This window comes from Marinobacter pelagius (assembly GCF_003315345.1).
GTDB lineage: Bacteria > Pseudomonadota > Gammaproteobacteria > Pseudomonadales > Oleiphilaceae > Marinobacter > Marinobacter pelagius_A.
Genome location: NZ_QNRO01000012.1, coordinates 52,320 through 69,884 on the forward strand (window position 1 = coordinate 52,320; position 17,565 = coordinate 69,884).

11 protein-coding genes are annotated in these 17,565 nt (G+C 56.0%); 10 read left to right on the top strand and 1 reads right to left on the bottom strand.

The genetic code is table 11. The features are described from left to right. The first annotated feature begins 118 nt into the window (after positions 1–118). The 8 genes from DET50_RS11625 to DET50_RS11660 all read left to right on the top strand — a co-directional run bounded on the left by DET50_RS11625 (position 119) and on the right by DET50_RS11660 (position 8,850). Positions 119–742: a TetR/AcrR family transcriptional regulator gene (locus tag DET50_RS11625; protein ID WP_113863015.1), complete on the top strand. Its 624-nt coding sequence runs from the start codon at positions 119–121 to the stop codon at positions 740–742. A gap of 405 nt (positions 743–1,147) precedes the next feature. Continuing rightward, positions 1,148–3,151 (top strand): TonB-dependent receptor family protein, encoded by a 2,004-nt coding sequence (locus tag DET50_RS11630; protein ID WP_258546113.1) that lies wholly within the window; start codon positions 1,148–1,150, stop codon positions 3,149–3,151. Continuing rightward, positions 3,151–4,071 carry an ABC transporter substrate-binding protein gene (locus DET50_RS11635; protein WP_258546114.1) on the top strand — a complete coding sequence of 307 codons (921 nt, stop codon included), beginning with the start codon at positions 3,151–3,153 and terminating at the stop codon, positions 4,069–4,071. Before DET50_RS11630 ends, DET50_RS11635 begins: the two co-directional genes overlap by 1 nt. 2 nt (positions 4,072–4,073) lie before the next feature. Beyond that, positions 4,074–5,075, top strand: coding sequence for an iron ABC transporter permease (locus tag DET50_RS11640; protein WP_113863017.1), 1,002 nt, complete (start codon positions 4,074–4,076; stop codon positions 5,073–5,075). Position 5,076: 1 nt separating this feature from the next. Beyond that, positions 5,077–6,153 (top strand): FecCD family ABC transporter permease, encoded by a 1,077-nt coding sequence (locus DET50_RS11645; protein WP_113863018.1) that lies wholly within the window; start codon positions 5,077–5,079, stop codon positions 6,151–6,153. A 14-nt stretch (positions 6,154–6,167) separates the two neighbouring features. Then, positions 6,168–6,986 (top strand): ABC transporter ATP-binding protein, encoded by an 819-nt coding sequence (locus tag DET50_RS11650; protein ID WP_113863019.1) that lies wholly within the window; start codon positions 6,168–6,170, stop codon positions 6,984–6,986. Positions 6,987–7,071: 85 nt separating this feature from the next. Continuing rightward, on the top strand, positions 7,072–7,680 hold the full coding sequence (locus tag DET50_RS11655; protein ID WP_113863020.1) for a tyrosine-type recombinase/integrase: 609 nt from the start codon (positions 7,072–7,074) through the stop codon (positions 7,678–7,680). A 342-nt stretch (positions 7,681–8,022) separates the two neighbouring features. Further along, entirely contained in the window at positions 8,023–8,850 is an 828-nt protein-coding gene (locus DET50_RS11660) for a substrate-binding periplasmic protein (RefSeq protein ID WP_113863021.1), read from the top strand. A gap of 56 nt (positions 8,851–8,906) precedes the next feature. Here DET50_RS11660 and DET50_RS11665 read toward each other — a convergent pair whose 3' ends face one another. Then, the gene (locus DET50_RS11665; protein WP_113863022.1) at positions 8,907–12,377 is read right to left on the bottom strand and encodes an EAL domain-containing protein; all 3,471 of its coding nucleotides are present in this window, start codon (positions 12,375–12,377) and stop codon (positions 8,907–8,909) included. A gap of 314 nt (positions 12,378–12,691) precedes the next feature. Between DET50_RS11665 and DET50_RS11670 the strand changes: the two genes are divergently transcribed. Next, positions 12,692–15,268, top strand: a complete 2,577-nt coding sequence (locus DET50_RS11670; RefSeq protein WP_113863023.1) for a sensor domain-containing phosphodiesterase — start codon at positions 12,692–12,694, stop codon at positions 15,266–15,268. A gap of 29 nt (positions 15,269–15,297) precedes the next feature. Next, on the top strand, positions 15,298–17,232 hold the full coding sequence (locus DET50_RS11675; RefSeq protein WP_113863075.1) for a sensor domain-containing diguanylate cyclase: 1,935 nt from the start codon (positions 15,298–15,300) through the stop codon (positions 17,230–17,232). Positions 17,233–17,565 lie beyond the last annotated feature (333 nt).

The following is a 17,565-nucleotide window of genomic DNA, read 5'->3' on the forward strand; positions in this document are numbered from 1 at the left end:
CCCGCATCCCGCGGGTTTTTCGGAGGATGGAAATGACAATACCAAGCAAGCGCTTGGTTTGTAAACAGGCAGATTTGAGGTAGTATTAAAGGCCTCATCAGCCAACCGGACAGCCGTAGTGAGCCAGAACCAGATCCTCCAGTCCCTGATTGCCGAAAACCTCGTTTCTGACCCCAACGGCGCCCGTGGCCGTTTGCTGAAGGAAGCCGCGCGGTTGTTCCGGGAAAAGGGGTATGAGCGCACCACGGTCCGGGATCTCGCCGCTGCCGTGGGCATCCAGTCTGGCAGCCTGTTCCACCATTTCCGCACCAAGGAGGAAATCCTCAAGGCAGTGATGGTCGAGACCATCGGGCTGAACACCGCCCTGATGCAGGCGGCCATGGAGGCGGCCGATACCCCGAAGGACAAGCTCCGGGCGCTGGTTCGTGCCGAGCTTGAATCCATCAATGGCCAGACTGGTGAAGCCATGGCGGTTCTGGTCTTCGAGTGGCGAAGCCTGTCCGCGGATTCCCAGGCTGACGTTCTGGAGCTGCGGGATATCTATGAAGCGCTCTGGCTGGATGTGCTCGGTGCCCTGCGAGACCAGGGCCGGCTATTGGCGGAGCCTTTCGTGGTTCGGCGTATGCTGACCGGAGCCCTGAGCTGGACTGTTACCTGGTACCGGCCGGAGCGGGGTGGGCTGACCCTGGATGGGCTGACCGATCAGGTCATGGCCATGCTCGGATTTCCGGCAACGTCCTGAAGGGCGCCTGCTGTAAAACAAAGGGCCCTGGAGCTTCCGGGTACAATTCTATTGAAAGCCATCAAAAAGATACTGGGTGAGATTGATTAGTGATTGCCGGGAATTAAACAGAAGCGAACATTTACGTCCCTCAACTAAAGGCGATCAACGTGTCGCCCACTGCAAGACAACTAGTTTCGTTGGAAGGCGGGGAAAGTGCTCATTGGCGGTAGCGATTTCTTTTGGGGTTGTAATGCGAATTATTATCAGTATTATGCGCATACATAATTATACCCACTGCTGGAGATCCCAATGCCAACACCCGGTCAATCATCATCGCCAAATCGACGTCCTCGCCTGAGCCTTTCCGCTGGTTCAACTTTTCTATCGGTGTCTTTTCTCGCGACGGTTGCCGCGCCTACGATTGTGCAAGCGCAAGAACAAGCGCCTGCTCTGCTCCCCGGCATTGAGGTTACTGCTGATTGGCTGGGACCGCCGACGGAAGAATCCGAGAGAACCTACACCGGTGCCCGTTCCGTGGTCGAGGAAGAAGAGCTCCAGGATACCGGCGCGCTCAATCTGGAAGACGCCCTGCGCCCGGTACCCGGTGTTACGGTGCTTGATGAAACGGGAACGGGCATCCTCCCCAATATCGGCGTCCGTGGTCTGAACCCGCTGCGTAGTGAACGGCTTCAGATATTGGTAGACGGTTACCCAATTGCCATTGGCCCCTACAGCAACGTGGGCGTGTCCCTTTTCCCCGTTACCCTTCCGAGTCTTGAGGCTGTGGATATTGTCCGGGGTGGCGCCTCGGTTCATTACGGCCCCAACAACGTGGGCGGCGTGGTGAATTTCGTCACCAAACCAATTCCGGCGGAAACCTCCCAGACCCTTCGTGAACGGGTGACCATTGCGGAAGAGACAGGCAACGTCTTTACCGACACCTATTACCGTGTCGGCGGGCGGGCGACCGACAAGCTGGACCTGCAGTTCCAGGCCAACGTCCAGCGCGGCGACGGTTTTCGTGATCACTCCGACACCGAAGTGGACAACCTCATCCTGGATGCCCGCTATTACCTGAATGACCGGAACGAACTGGCTTCTCAGCTGCAATACTACCGTGTCGATGCTGAGCTTCCCGGCGCCCTGACGCCAGAAGCCTATGAGCAGGATCGCACCCAGAGCCAGCGCCCGTACGATGGCTACGAGGCAGACATGAGCCGCGCAACCTTCACCTGGACGTACACCCCAGTCGACAACGTGGAATTCCAGTGGCGCAATTTCGTGCACGACGCTGACCGCACGTTCTTCTTCGGCCAGAACCTCAGCGGCAATGGCCATTGGGCAGACCCCGGGCTGGACTCCACCCACGTTGCGGATTCGCCCCGGCTGTTCACCGTGTTAGGCACGGAGCCCCGGCTCGCCATCCGCCAAGGTCGCCACGACATTACTCTGGGCGCCCGATTTGTCAGTGAGGATGTGGAGTTCGACGTCAACCGCCTGGAGCTTTCCTCCGGTAACCGTTCGGTGGCGCGTGACTGGCACCTCGATACCCGGGCCGCAGCCTTCTACGTCAGTGATACCGTGTCCTTCCTGGATGACCGGCTGACGGTCACGCCGGGCCTGCGTTACGAAGACGTCGATATGGATTTCCGCGACAACCTCAGTGGCAACACCGAGGAAAACAACGCGGAGGAGCTGCTGCCGGGCCTGACCGTGGGCTACCAGGCGTCTGATGATCTGTTTGTCTTTGCCAACAGCCAGCGTTCCCTGGTGCCGGTCCAAATTGCCCAGACCACCCGTGAAGGTGCCGTGGCCAACGAAACCGCCTGGAACCATGAGCTGGGCGCGCGCCTGCAGGTCACACCGGACCTGTTCTCTTCCGCCACACTGTTCCGCATCGACTACGAGGATCAGATTCAGTTCAACCGTTCGACCAGTCGTTTCGAGAACCTGGGCGAAACCCGTCACCAGGGCATCGAACTGGCAAACCGCTGGAGCCTCAATAGCCAGTGGGAACTGGGCCTGGGTTACACCTTCCTGGATACCGAACAGCTGTCCGGCGATAACGAAGGCAACGAGCTGCCCAACGCGCCCACCCATAAGGTCAGTGCCGATGCGGTCTACACCTACCAGGCGTGGGATGCCAGCCTGAACTGGGTGTACGTGAGCGAAAGCTACAGCGATGCCGACAACACCGAAGAAGAAACCAGTAATGGCAGTGCCGGCGAGTTGCCGGATTACCACCTGGTTACTGCGCGGGTCGGTCGCGATTTCGCGGTGGGCGGTGATCGTGTACTGAACCTTGGCCTGGCCGTCAACAATCTGCTGGATGAGGATTACTACTTCCGGGGCGTGGACGTCAGCCCGGTTGGTCGTGTGCCCCAGCCCGGCCGCAGCTTTATCCTGGAGGCGCAGCTCGATTTCTGATGGCCTTTTTACAGAATCGGTTTGCAAAGATCCTGCTGATTGTCCTGCTTTCCCCTGTCTCAGGGTGGGCGGACAACCAGGGTATCCGGCTGACGGATGACCGTGGGGAAACCCTGCGGTTGTCCGCTGCTGCGACCCGGCCAGCGGCGATTTCGACCTTCGGGGCCGATGTCGCACTGGCTCTGGGTACACCGCCGGTCGCGGTCACCGACTACGGACTTCAAGGTGTTCCCGACTACCTGGCATCACGGTTAGACGGGGTTACGGGGCTCGGCCCGCGACATCAACCCAACCTGGAAGTACTGTCGTCGGTGCGGCCTGATCTTGTCATCGCCATTCGCCGCTACACCGAGAAAGACGGTGACCAGATCGAAGCCATTGCCCCGATGCTGGCCCTGGACCTGATCACCATTCAGGACAGCCTGAGAGCGGTGGATTTGGCGGGACATGCGCTGGGCAAACCCGGGAAAGCCGCAGAACTCAACGCTCGTTTTCTCGACCGTGTCTCATCACTTGCGGAGCGCAACAAGCACAACTCAACGAAGACCGTGGCGCTGCTGACCAGCGGCAGTGAAACCCCATTCATCTATTACGACCATTTCCTGCCGACGTCGCTGCTGGAACGCCTGGGCTTCGACAATGTTGGTGGCGAGCCTCCAAATCCCGACAGCGGCATCCCGCTGGGCTACCGGATCAGTCTTGAAGCCCTGCTGGAACTTAACCCGGATACCATTCTGCTGTTGCCCACCAGCCGTCAGCGCGCATTCACGATGAATCCGATATGGCCCTATCTCAAGGCGGTTCGCACCGATCAGGTCTACGAGGTGCCGCAGTATTGGAAAGAGGGCGCCGGCCCGATTGCACGGGCACGAATCCTGGACGACATTCAGCGTCTGTTGCTGACGCCGGAACCGGAATAACCATGGCTAATGATGCCACTCTGCGCCCGGCAGCCCTTTACGGCGCAACGGTCTCCTTCCTGGCGTTGCTGTTCGTCGTGGGCCTCATGATGGGCTCGCGCTGGATCTCGCCGAGCCAGATACTGGCCGCACTGGATGGCAGCAGCGATTTGCTGACACGCATCACCCTGCTGGAACTGCGCCTTCCGCGTAATTTACTTGGCCTTCTCGGTGGGGCAGCCCTGGGTGTTGCCGGTGCCATCATGCAGGGTGTCACCCGGAATTCCCTGTCGTCACCCGGTCTGACCGGTGTGATCGCATCCGCCGCCCTGGCGGTGGTGTCGCTGCGAACCCTGGGTTCGCCAGGCGCCATGTGGCTGCCCTTGATGGCCCTTGGCGGAGGGCTGCTGGGTGGCGCGCTGACCTTTGCCATTGCCGGTCGCCGGAAGCTCCAACCCGAGCGCGTGGTGCTTGCCGGCATAGCGGTCACCTCGCTCGCCACCGCGCTGACCACGGGGCTTCTGCTGGTGTCGGGGGCGGAGGCGGCCGAGCTCTACTACTGGCTGGCCGGCAGCCTGATGGGCCGGGGCTGGTTGCAGTTACAGATGGTGCTGCCCTGGCTGCTGCTGCCGCTTTTCGCCCTGCTGGTGACGCAACGCCCGTTCCGGTTGCTGCAACTGGACGATGATCTGGCCCAGGCCATGGGGCTGGCCGTCGGTCTGTGGCGCCTGGTTTTTCTGCTGCTGGCGCTGTTGCTGGCAGCGGCTCTGGTCGCCTTCACCGGCCCGATCGTCTTTATCGGCTTGGTGGCACCGCACATTGCCAGGCGGATGATCGGCAATCAGATCCAGCACTGGCTGCCCCTGAGCGCTCTGCTTGGCGGGCTGTTATTGCTGGCCGCCGATATCCTGGCCCGACAGCTGGCCTTCCCCCAGGAGTTACCCGTCGGCATGCTGACCGCCCTGATCGGGGCCCCCTGGCTGATTTACCTACTCAATTCGCGAACCTCACCCCGGAGCGCTTAAAGTGACTCATCCGGCTACGACAACGCCACGGGCAGACCAACGCAGTCTTCGAAAATTCTGCACCAGCCCCATTGCCCGACTGATTCTGGCCGGCGGGCTCAGTCTGGCCATTGTCCTGGTTGCGGGCGTCCAGTTGGGAGCAATCGACCTGAGCTGGGCCCAGGTGTGGGCCGGGCTGACCGGCGACAGTTCGGAACACGTTCAGCGAGTGGTCTTTGAATTACGTTTGCCCCGCACCCTGACCGGTGTCCTGATTGGCATTCACTTTGCGCTGTCGGGCTGGCTGTTACAGCTGCTGAGCCGAAACCCCCTGGCAGAAGCCGGCATTCTCGGCATCTCCGCCGGTGCCAGCCTGGTGGCGGTCGTCGCCTTTATTATCGGAGACTGGCTGGTGTCCAGTGCCAACCCCTATAACAATACGTCGTTTGCCTTGCAGTATCTGCCGCTGTTTGCCATGGCGGGCGGGCTGGTAACCGCACTGGCGGTGTACTTCCTTGGCATGCGACACGGCCACCTGTCGCCCGTCAAAATGACCCTGACCGGCGCTGTGATTGCCGGTATGTTGCACGCACTGACCACAGGCGCGCTGGCCTTCTGGGGCCACGCCCATACTGAACTGGTCGCCCAGTGGCTGGCCGGCTCTTTGTACGGCGCCGAATGGCAACATCTGCATACGCTGTTGCCCTGGACGCTCATCGGATTAGCCGGTGTCGCGCTGCTTGTGCGACCTATGGAAGTCATGCAGCTGGACGATGAGCACGTTCGCACTCTGGGACTAGTCCTGAACCGCTGGCGTGCCTTTGCCCTGCTGATTGCCACGCTAATGGCGGCCAGTGCCGTCGGGGTGGTGGGGCCGGTGGGCTTTATTGGCCTGCTGATCCCCCACATCAGTCGGAGGCTGGCCGGGGCTAATCTCTCGGTCCAGTTGGTGTTGTGTGTACTGTTGGGGGCGGTGCTGGCCGTACTGGCGGATTTACTCGGCCGAACGATGTTTTCCCCCTACGAAGTGCCCGTGGGCGTGGTTTCCGCTGTCCTCGGCGTCCCGTTTTTCCTGTATCTGTTATCGCGTCAACCCTGAGGCCGGGACTCTCCATGTTACGAACCGAGCATCTTTCACTGGCATACGGCGACAAACCGGTTGTCGACAACGTCTCGCTGGCCATTCCCGAGGGTGGAATCACCTGCCTGCTGGGACCCAATGGGTCCGGAAAGAGCACCCTGCTGAAAAGTTTCGCCGGCTTGCTGCCACCCCGGTCGGGCCAGGTGTTCCTGGACAACCGGGCGGTTGCGCAATGGGACCGGCGCCGGCTGGCGCTCAGGCTTGCCATGCTGCCTCAGAAACCGATTGTGCCCGATGGTATCCGGGTTCGGGACTTGATTGCTCTGGGTCGCTTTCCCCACCGGAAATGGTGGCAAATGAACCTCACCATCGACGACAACGCCACCATCGACGCCATGGCAATGACCGGGGTATCAGACCTTGCAGAACGACCGGTGGAGGCGCTCTCCGGGGGTCAGCAACAGCGGGTCTGGATCGCCATGGCACTGGCCCAGGAGACCGATATCCTGTTGCTGGACGAGCCGACCACCTTTCTGGACTGGGGCTACCAGTTGGAAGTGCTGGAGTTATTATCCACCCTGAATCGCGAGCACGGGTTGACCGTGGTGATGTCACTCCACGATCTCAACCAGGCGGCGCAGTTTGCGGACCGTATTGCGGTGCTGGCCAACGGCCAACTCGACACCATCGGCAGCCCTGCGGAAGTTATTACTGAATCCCTCGTCAACCGGGTATTTCGGGTGCATACAAGCATCACTGCGGGACGGGAAGGTCGTCCATTTTGCACCGGATTCGCAGAATCGGCACAAAGCCGACCTAGGCAACGTCCTCACTGTACCACTACCTCTTAAATGAGGACTCGTAGCCACTACCCTCAGAGTTCTATCCCGTTACTGCGGATCTTTCTAAAAAGAGGCGGAATTTCTCCCGGGGGAAGTGTTGGTCTATCCGCCTGAACGTTCGTTTTGCGATCCAGTTGGCCAGAAGTTACCGCTCAAACTCGAACAAATATGGGCTATCCGCATTCGGTTGGAGATCGCAAAGAATATCCGCGAACTGGCGATGTTCAACATGGCAATTGACTGCAAACTCCGATCCTGCGATATGGTAAAGCTCTTGGTTCGAGATATTTCCAGAAACGGAGAGGTTCTGGATCGGGCGCAAGTCATTCAGCAGAAAACCAGTCAACCTGTTCAGTTTGAGATAACGAAAAAGACGCGGGAATCGGTCGAAGCGTGGATCGAATTGCGCGGACTCTCAGGTATGGATTATTTGTGGCCGAGTCGGATGAGAAAGTTTGAACATATCACTACTCATCATTACGCCCGTCTCGTCAAAAAGTGGATTACCAGCATTGGACTTGATCCTTCAGTCTACGCAACCCATTCAATGAGACGCAGCAAAGCGACATTGATCTACAAGAAGACCAAGAATCTTCGAGCCGTCCAGTTGCTTTTGGGACACACAAATATGTCGAGCACCGTGCGGTACCTTGGTGTCGAGGTCGAGGATGCTCTGGAGATAGCTGAGAGTATTGAGATCTAGTTGCGTAACTTGTGTCCTTGGTACCTGTGGATGCCGCAGACGCTGCCAGCTCCAGTCGATGAGCACCCTCGGGTTTGGATTAGGCTCCTCCAGTCCTAAACATGAGCGAACATTAACGCCCCTCAACTTGAAGGCGATCAACGTGTTGTCCATTGCAAGACATCTAGTTGCGTTGGGAGGTAGAGGAAATAGTTCCAGTTTGTTCCGGGCCTGACGGCACTTCCCCGTACAGCCTTGTTGCTGACCCTGACACAGTATTATTCCATTCGCCAAAGATGTTTGTAATATAGCAAATCTAGTTTCAGCATCCTGTCTAGACATTGGACAAAGGGAATATTACCAATGCTTCGTTGTACCGCCATGAAGGCAACCTGCCTTGTTTTATTGGTCAGTTTGTCATCGGTTTTGTCGGCCTCCACCACCACTGTTCAGTTAACCACCGGCCACTGGCCCCCCTATTTTGATGAAGATTCTTCCAATGGTGGCTTTGTTGCGGAGTTAATTGATGCAGCCTTCGCTACTCAAGAGATGGAAGTCGAATTCACATTCCTGCCCTGGTCCCGGGCTCTTTTCATGGTCAATGCGAAGCGTTTTGATGGCACCGCAATTTGGTCCTGCACCGAGGACCGCTCTGAGCATTACTACTATTCGAACGCTATCGTTCCCTATAGGTATGTGTTCTATCACAGAAAAGACCAGACATTTGACTGGAACTCAGTGGCTGATCTTTCAGGAAAGATCATTGGAATCACCCAGGATTACAGTTACAGCGAAAACATCACCCCTCTTTTGGCTGAGGGGATCGTGCAAACGGACGTAACTACCTCCGACCAGGCCAATTTCAAAAAATTGCTGGCCGGTCGGATTGATCTGTTTCCAATGGATCCGGTAACCGGCCAGGCCCTGATCAAGGAGTGGTTCGCTCCTGAACAGGCAAGCCAGCTCACTTTTCACCCTAAGTCAATACGGCGTGGTTTTTATCACGTGTTATTCAGCAAACAGGCATCGGACGGCCGAATTCTTCGAGATCAACTCAATGCCGGCTTGCAGGAATTGCGACAAACCGGCCAGTTTGAGTCAATCATTGATCGGGGCCTTGAGCGATCAGGTTTACCAGTGGATCGGTTGTATCCGGAGCTTGATCAATGGCCCGTGCGCGATTGTGACTGACCGGAGCAGAATAAAGCTTAACCCTAGTATCTAAACCTGACCGCTGCCGTGCGGCCTCAGCTCTTTTGAGACTGTGCGATCCAATCAACCAGGGCGTCGAATGCCATGGGGCGGGCGAAATAATACCCCTGGAAAGCCTCACAACCGTTTTCGGTCAGGATTTCAACCTCCTCGGCGGTTTCAACCCCCTCAGCAATGACCCTCAGATTCATTTCACGAGCCAGGGTTATCATCCCTTTGCACACGGCTGCGTCCTTCTCACTGGTGTTGATGCGGCTGACAAAACTCCGGTCAATTTTGATCTTATCGACTGGTAGGTCCCGCAGATAACTGAAACTCGAGAATCCGGTACCGAAATCATCGATGGCGGTGGCGATGCCCATTCCGTTCAACGCGTTGAGAATATCGATTGCCCCATCCGAGTCCTTCATCAGGATGCCCTCTGTCAGTTCCAGTTCGAGGTGTTCAGCGGGCAACTCTGTCTTTTCCAGAATGCTTCGAATCGCGCTGAGGAAGCTGGGGCGATGGAACTGCATCGGTGACAGGTTCACAGCCATTCTCCCTTTAAGCAGCCCTTTTTCCAGCAGGAGGCGGGCATCGCGACAAGCCTGAGTCGTAACCCATTTCCCCAGATTCACGATCTGGCCCGTTTCTTCAGCAATCGGAATAAAGTCCGCAGGGGAAATGAATCCTTTTTCCGGGTGGTTCCAGCGAACGAGTGCTTCCAGCCCACACAATGTGCCAGCTTTGGTTATCTGGGGCTGGTAATGGAGAAAAAGCTGCCGGGACTCGATTGCTTCCTGCAAATCATTGCGCAGTGTCACCCGTTTAGTGAGCCTGTTATCGAGCTCCGGCGTGTAGATTTCATATGTATCCCGGCCTTGCTGTTTGGCCTTATACATGGCCATATCTGCCTGTTGAAGCAGCTTTTCGGGATGTTCCTGATCCTTGGAAATGAAACTGATGCCGATGCTGGCCGAGATATGGAGTTCGTGGGAGCGAATCCGGTGTGGTTTGGTCACCGTTTCAAGAATACGCTCTGCGACTTCCTCGGCTTCGTGGGTAGCGGCCAGGGCGGGTAATATGAGAACAAATTCGTCGCCGCCGAACCGAGCAAGCGTATCCGTCGGACGGGTTGAGGCCTCAAGGCGGCGCGCCACGCTGATCAGCAATTCGTCCCCAATTTTGTGGCCCAAGGTGTCGTTGATGGGCTTGAATTCATCCAAGTCGATAAACAACACCGCCAATAATTGCCCCTTCCGATTTGCGAGCGAGACGTCGTGCTCAAGCCGATCTTCGAACAGTGCTCGATTGCCGAGGCCGGTCAACACGTCGTGGGTTGCCTGATAGGCGAGGCGGTGTTCCTGTTCTTTCTTCTCCGAGATGTCCCTCATGATGGCGGTGAAGTGGCTCACTTCCTGCCGATGGTCGCGAACCGGGGTGATCGAGACCTGGTTCCAGAACGGAGAGCCGTCCCGGCGATAGCTCTTGAGCGTCAGACTCAGGGGTTGACCGGCTCTGGCCGCCTGACGGATTTGCTCGATGTCTTTCTCGTCGGTCTCTGGTCCGCTCAGGAGCTGGACGGGTGCCCCCAGCAGTTCCGCTTCGGAATAGCCGGTCATTTGTGAAAAGGCCGGGTTCACAAACACCACGGGCAAGCCCTCAGAGCGGTAGTCCACCACCACGACCCCGTTATCGCTCGATTCCAGGCTGCGTTTCAGAATGCGTTGACTCTCCTGCGCGTTCAGCCTCTCGGTAATATCCTTGCCAATCAGGAAAACGCCCGATACCTTGCCATCGACCACGATAGGCAGGAGGTCACACTCATAAGTTCGAGCCTCCGAGATGTGCTGAGAGGTGAGAGTGATTTCAAACTTCTGTGCGTGGCCGGCTGCTGCGTTTCCAAAGGCTGTCTCGAACACTCCTTGCTCGTGGTCACTGATGTCTCGTTTCTTCAAAACCTGGAGATAGTGAGTCACGCCAATGTCTGATTCTTTCAGTCCGATGATGCGCCGGGCGATGGGATTAACCATTCGGTAATACCCCTGCTGATCAAACGCCAGGATGGCATCCGGTGTTTGGGAGAACAGGGAACGGAACTGCTGTTCAGAGACGTTTAATGCTCTCGCCTGATTTTTATAGACGCCCAGCAGGCTGCGACCCATGATCAGCAAATAACTCATGGTCAGACCAAAAACGAGTACGGCCAGAGGGAATCCTCCCTGCAGAGATTTCGGGTTGGGGGGACCGGCGGTTGCGCGCAATAGAAGATTCGGACCGTTGGGGAGGGGCACGGTGGTTGTTTCCTCAACCTCCGGTTCACCCGAATCTGGCTCTTTGACCTGAGGAACCCGAGAAACGAGTGTGATGTCAAAGTCGCGACTGCGGTGAGGGGCTTCAAAGGAGAGTAGCGTCTGCAGATCGAATGCGGCCAGCATTTGCGCTCCCTGTGACTCACCGACCGTCACGAGCGCGAGTGCTTTGTACGGTCGTTCCTCGTCTGGAATTAACCAACCATTTGGAGGGCCGTCTGTCCGGCTTTCGCGCAACCAGGACAAGACCTCCGGCTTGACCGATTGATCCATCAGCCACATAAGGCTGAATGGGCTGCGTGCAGTTCTCCAGAGGGGGGCTCCATCGTTTTGCACTATCAGAATCGACTCCAGCGCGGGAGTATCGTCGAAGTATCTGTTGACTTCTGTGGCTTCCAGCGCTTCAGGGACGTCATATTCGAATGCGGCCCACCGGTTCGCCAGCCGCTCAATCATTTTCAGGTGATTGTCCACGCCGTGTTCCAGGGCCCCCGCATAGTGCTGAAGAATTGACTGTGCGCCCTGGTGACGCTCCACATGAACACCCCAGCTGGCCAGCAAAAACAACGCGAACGTACTGGCTACGCTGAGAGCACCAACGACTACCTGGTGGCGACTCATCGAGAAGCGAAGTTGGGGTCGATGTTCTGACAGGATTACCAGCACCACCCCAATGCCTGTGCACAGCACGCCGGAGAGCACAGAGAAGCCCCAGATCAGGCCATCGTTATCAGAATCAAGATTTGGCTGAACGTGGCTAATCATGACCATCGCGCCAATGCCAACGCCAAAGCAGCCAGTGATAAAGCCGAACAGACTGCCCTTCGAGCCGCGCAGACCCAATAGTGACACCCCCGCCATCAATAGCACCGCTATGGAAGGAAGCGTAGGTAGTCCGAGTGTTCGATCAGAAAGAAAAGGTAGGTTGTCGGCGTGTAGCGCTATCGCCGATGTGACGAGACCGTAGCTCCCCAGAAGAGCTAACAGAGCGCCTGCCAGAATCCGCCACAAAGGTTTCGGAAAAGTCAGTGCGAACAGTGAAAAACCAGCCAGTATTACGGCGAAAGCGCCTGCTGGGGCCAGTATCAAACGTTCCGGGATAGCCAGGAATGGAAACACATCCACGATAAGGCTGAGCAGACCAATGAATAGGCTGCAACTAAACAGGATCAGCAATGTGGCCTGAAGCCTCAGTTCACTGGGAGACTGGATCATAGGGGAAAACACCGGAAAACCAATGGTGATGCAGAAAAACTCGCGAGGCTCTGACTAGGATCGTTGTTCAATAAAAACAGGTGTCCATTTCGCCCTAAAATAAGGCGACGATCAATAGTGTTTATTTTGAACAACGTCGGTCAGTGTAAACTTTTGTAATATATGAGCCCTTCCAGCGTTTTTGGCTTGTCGGTAAGCCAACAAAACAGTGATTCTTAGCTTGCTTTTCGTTTTCAAAGAGGGTGGGACAAAGGGGCACGGTGCGATAACCACGTTTGAGCGCACCCTTTGACACCTGCTAACCGGGATTTGCTATGAGTGATGAGCTGTCGTTGCTGGAAGACCTGCAGACAATTCATGAATTAATTGTGCAGCAACAGCCTTTGAACCGCACCCTGAACGCGATCAGCGCTTGGGTTAGCCGGACGATGCCGTCGGCCCGGGTGTCAATCATGAGGCTTGACGCGGACGCCAAGACGCTGAATCTTGTGCCCAGCCCGCGATTTTCTGAAGCGTATGTTGAGGCCATGCAGGCAATACCGGTTTCTGCGGACCTCGGTACCTGCGGCACGGCCGCCCATGAGCGGCGTCTGGTTATCACGGAGGATATTCGTGAGGACCCACGCTGGGACGGGTATCGGGAATTTGCCGAAACCGAGGGGCTTCGGGCCTGCTGGTCAATGCCTATCATCACGGGGCATGGAGAATTGCTGGGTACTTTCGCTACCTATTATCGTGCTCCTGCCCGGCCGACGAAGGCAGACCTGAAAAGTCTTGAACGAGGGGCTGCCCTGGCGGCGCTTGCGCTATTGCGCGACCGGGACGCCCGTGATCGCTTAGCGCTCTCGGAATGGCATCGAACCCTGTTCGATAACGCACCCGTTGGTGTTTATACCTTTGATCTGGAGGGACACTTTCAAAGCTGCAACTCGGCTCTTGAGCGCATCACTGGTTATCCAGAAGCTGAAATCCTGGGGCTCCACTTCGACACGTTTGTTGAATCCCGTTACCGAGATCTCACGCAGGCTGGCTTTCAAGAAGCCTGCCGAGGCGAATCAGTGACCTATGAATCCCTGGCTGTTCATAGAGACGGCCACACGTACGCGCTGGAGATTTCCAATTTCCCGGTTCTTATTCGAGGAGAAATCGTTGGGGTCTATGGTATTTGTCGTGATGTGACCCGTCGTAATGAACAGGATTCTGAGCTTCGGATGCTCAAGCGCGGCGTCGAGGCTAGTCCCCATGGCATTCTCATGGCCGATGCGCGTCAGTTCGATTTCCCACTGGTGTACGCCAATCAAGCCTTTTGCAGGATCACGGAGTACTCGCAGGATGAGATTCTTGGTCGAAACTGCCGGTTTCTCCAGGGGCCTGAAACAGATCCTCAATGTGTGGATGTCATTCGTGAAGGATTACGCGACCAAACCGAAGTCAATGTGGTATTGCGTAACTACCGCAAGAACGGAGCTCCCTTCTGGAATCATCTGCGAATAAGCCCGGTGTTTGATCGTGACGGAAATTGCACGCACTTCATCGGGATTCAGCAAGATATCACCCGATTCAAGGAACAAGAAGCCCAGATCGTTTTTCAGGCGACCCACGATGTATTGACTGGTTTGCCTAACCAGGACGCCTTTACACGGAGACTTGAAGAGGTTTTTGAATCCTGTAAACACCAGTCAGGCCGGGTGGTCATCCTGTATCTGGACCTGGATGGTTTCAAGCCCATTAACGAAGGACTTGGGCATACCGTTGGCAGTCGGGTGTTAGTCTGCGTGGCAACACGACTGGTGGAGGTGGCTGGAGACGCTGCCATTGTTGCTCGGCTGGTCGGGGATGAGTTCGGGGTTTTGTTGAGCGACTGTCACACTCGGGAGGAGGTCACCGAGGTGGCTAACCATATCCTAAAAACATTGGCTGAGCCGATCGACGTAGATCAGCAACGTATTCATCTCAGTGCCAGTATTGGCATCGCCAGCAATACCGAGTCAATTGAAAAATCCCATGAGCTCATGCAGCACGCTGACTTGGCTTTGCGCCGTGCCAAGCGGCAGGGTCGAAACACCTGGCAGTGGTATCAAGGTCACACCGAAGAAAAGGCCCGAAACACCATAACCCTGCGCCAGGATCTCTACACGGCTTTAATAGAAGATCAGTTTGAGCTCCATTACCAACCCATTGTGGATGCCATGAGCGGTCGTCTTCGAAGCGTGGAAGCGCTTGTACGCTGGCATCACCCCAGTCGTGGCGTGGTTTCCCCGGGTGAGTTTATTCCCCTCGCCGAACAGACCGGACAGATTATCCCCTTGGGGCGTTGGATCCTGCGGCAGGCCTGCCAGGATTTCGCCGATATGGCTGACTGCAGTGACTGGGAGCTGCCAGTGGCAGTGAATATCTCTTCGTTACAGTTTCTCAGAGATGGTTTTCTGGAGGAGGTACAAAAGGTCCTGGCTGATACCGGGTTGTCACCGGTACTTCTGGAGCTGGAGGTAACCGAAAGCGTCCTGCTCGACGGGGCAGAGCCGGTCATCGAGTTGATGGAAACGCTGAAGCGCATGGGCATCCGCGTGGCTTTGGATGATTTCGGTACCGGCTTTTCCAGCCTCAGTTACCTGAGAGACTTGCCCACCCACAAAGTAAAACTGGATCGTAGTTTTATTCAAGATATCGAGACCGACCATCGGATGGCCGCCATTGTTCAGGGGGTTATCACCATGGCGCACCGCATGAACATGAAAGTGGTGGCCGAAGGCATTGAGACCCCGGAACAGCAACAGGATCTGGCCCGCCGACATTGTGACCTGCTCCAGGGTTATTATTTTGCCCGACCGATGCCGCTGACAGACCTGAAAGCACTGCCAAACGTTTTGCCAAGGGGCGATTCAGAGTGAATCTCACCAGGACTATCGGGTTGCGTTTGATGGTTGCAACTTTGCTGCCCATGTTTTTGGTGACGGCCTCGCTGCTTCCGATTTTCAATGCGCATCTCGAACGCCAGGTCGACAGTGCCCGGGTGACGGCTAAAACACTACTGAACGCCGAATACGATGCGTTGGTCGAGAGAATCAATGAGAGCCTGAATCACACGTTGGCGATTGCCGAACTTCCCGCGTTGCATCGTTTTCTTGTTTTGGCCGGCGCAGCCAAGTCTCCTTATCAGGAGGAAATATTCCAAGACGATCGTAAGCAACTGAAGGGATTGCTGAATACCCTGCACACGCATTTCGGTCGCTACGCTCAGATGACGCTGTTTGATATCAACGGCCGGCGCTGGCTATCGTCCGGGGAGCAAAGCAATTCATCATCCGGGACCGAAAAGGTTAAATCTAATGTCTGGCAGAAAACCAGCGTTCTGGAACCTCGAAGTATCTATGTGTCATTGCCTTATCTGGGAGCGAGTGTCGTCGGACCCGAGCTCACAACTGCCCTGGTGGATATCGCAACGCCTGTCTTCAGTGAGAGAGGGGTACGACTGGGAGTATTAGTTTTCACGGTGGATTGGGCTTATCTGGTCTCTGACCTGCCTCATTCCTTACGTATGGATCCGAAAGTAAAAGCCCTTTTGGTGGATGCCAGGGGCGCATCTCTGTTGCCAACCGCGCAAAGCGAGTTGGCCTTTGGCAGTGTTCTTTCCCGGCAATGGCCTGAAGCCTGGGGAGCAATGAAGTCAGAGGCGGGGGAAGAGGTCATGTTGGAGAACCGGATTCTGGTATTCAGAAGCCTCGATCTCGGAAATCATCACTATCGCAGCCAGGCCGAGCAGGTACTCAGTCAGACGGGATCTCAGCCATGGCGACTGGGAATCACGTTGCCGCGCCCGACACTGGGCGATCTGTTCTCAGAAAACCCCGGACAACTTATAAGTCTCATGCTGACATACATGTTGGCGATGAGCTTTGGCGTTTTCTGGGTTTTGACACAGCACCGGGAAGAAACACTCCGGAAAAAAGCGCACCAGTACGCTGTCGAACTGGAAGACCTTTATGAGCAGGCTCCCTGCGGTTACCACTCTTTGGATGAAAAAGGACGCGTTGTAAAAATCAATCGCACTGAACTGGAATGGCTGGGGTATCCGAAAGAGGAAGTGATCGGCCGGGATTATCGGGACTTTGTGAGCCCGGAAACACGGGCTGGTCTGGATTCGGCCTTTCGTGATGTGATTGAAGGTCGCGAGGGCTCTGTGGAATGCGAGTTGCTTTGCCATGACGGAGGGCGTCTGCCCGTTGCTGTTGAGGCCACGGCCCAGATTACTGACGCTGGGTTTCAATACACCCGTGCTATGGTATTTGATCTGACTGAGCGAAAACAGATTGAGGAGTTATTGATAAAGCAGTCGATGACGGACCCGCTGACCGGCTTGGGTAATCGTCGTTACCTGGAGGCTCAGGCGGATATGGAAATGGCTCGGGCCCTGCGCAGTGGGAATCCTCTAAGTCTGATAATGATCGACCTGGATCATTTCAAACGCATCAACGATACCTACGGTCATGACGTAGGTGATCAGGTGTTACAGGCCTTTTCTGACACTGTTCGGAAACAACTCAGAGAAGGGGATGTTCTCTGTCGGATGGGTGGCGAAGAGTTTGCTGTTCTGTTGCCGGAAACAACGAGCGAGCAATCAACAATGGTTGCCGAGCGTATTCGAGAGGCTATCGGCAGTCGTCCCGTAGGTTTGGGGGAGATTGGTAAGGTTGAGTATTCCGCTTCGTTTGGTGTGACTTTGGTCGACCCCAAAGAATCATCACTGAAACCTGCCATCAGGCGGGCCGATTCAGGACTCTATGAAGCCAAAGCCGCCGGACGTGATCGGGTCATAACCTCTGGCCCTGAGCGGATAGAGGACGTTTCATCTTGAACGTTATCTGAAAGTTGGCTGTGCCGGACACTTTTAGTTTTAATGCTGATTAGCATGCGGAACACGGACGCGAACTATGAACGGCACCGACGAGAGCTTCAACTTGTTGACAATAGAGCCGGTGCCACAGGATTTTGGTGAGAAATTTCGGAGTGTCAGAAACAGTGCGGCGCATGTTGACCCAAGGCGGACCGGTGGCGGGAATCGAATTTCACTCAAAGAATTTTTGGACAACTACCATAAGTTTCTTTTCTTCCTCTTTGATTCCGCGAGGCCCCTATGGAGTCCGAAAAGGGACAAAATCTACCCGATTGACCACGTTGCTGAATTTGA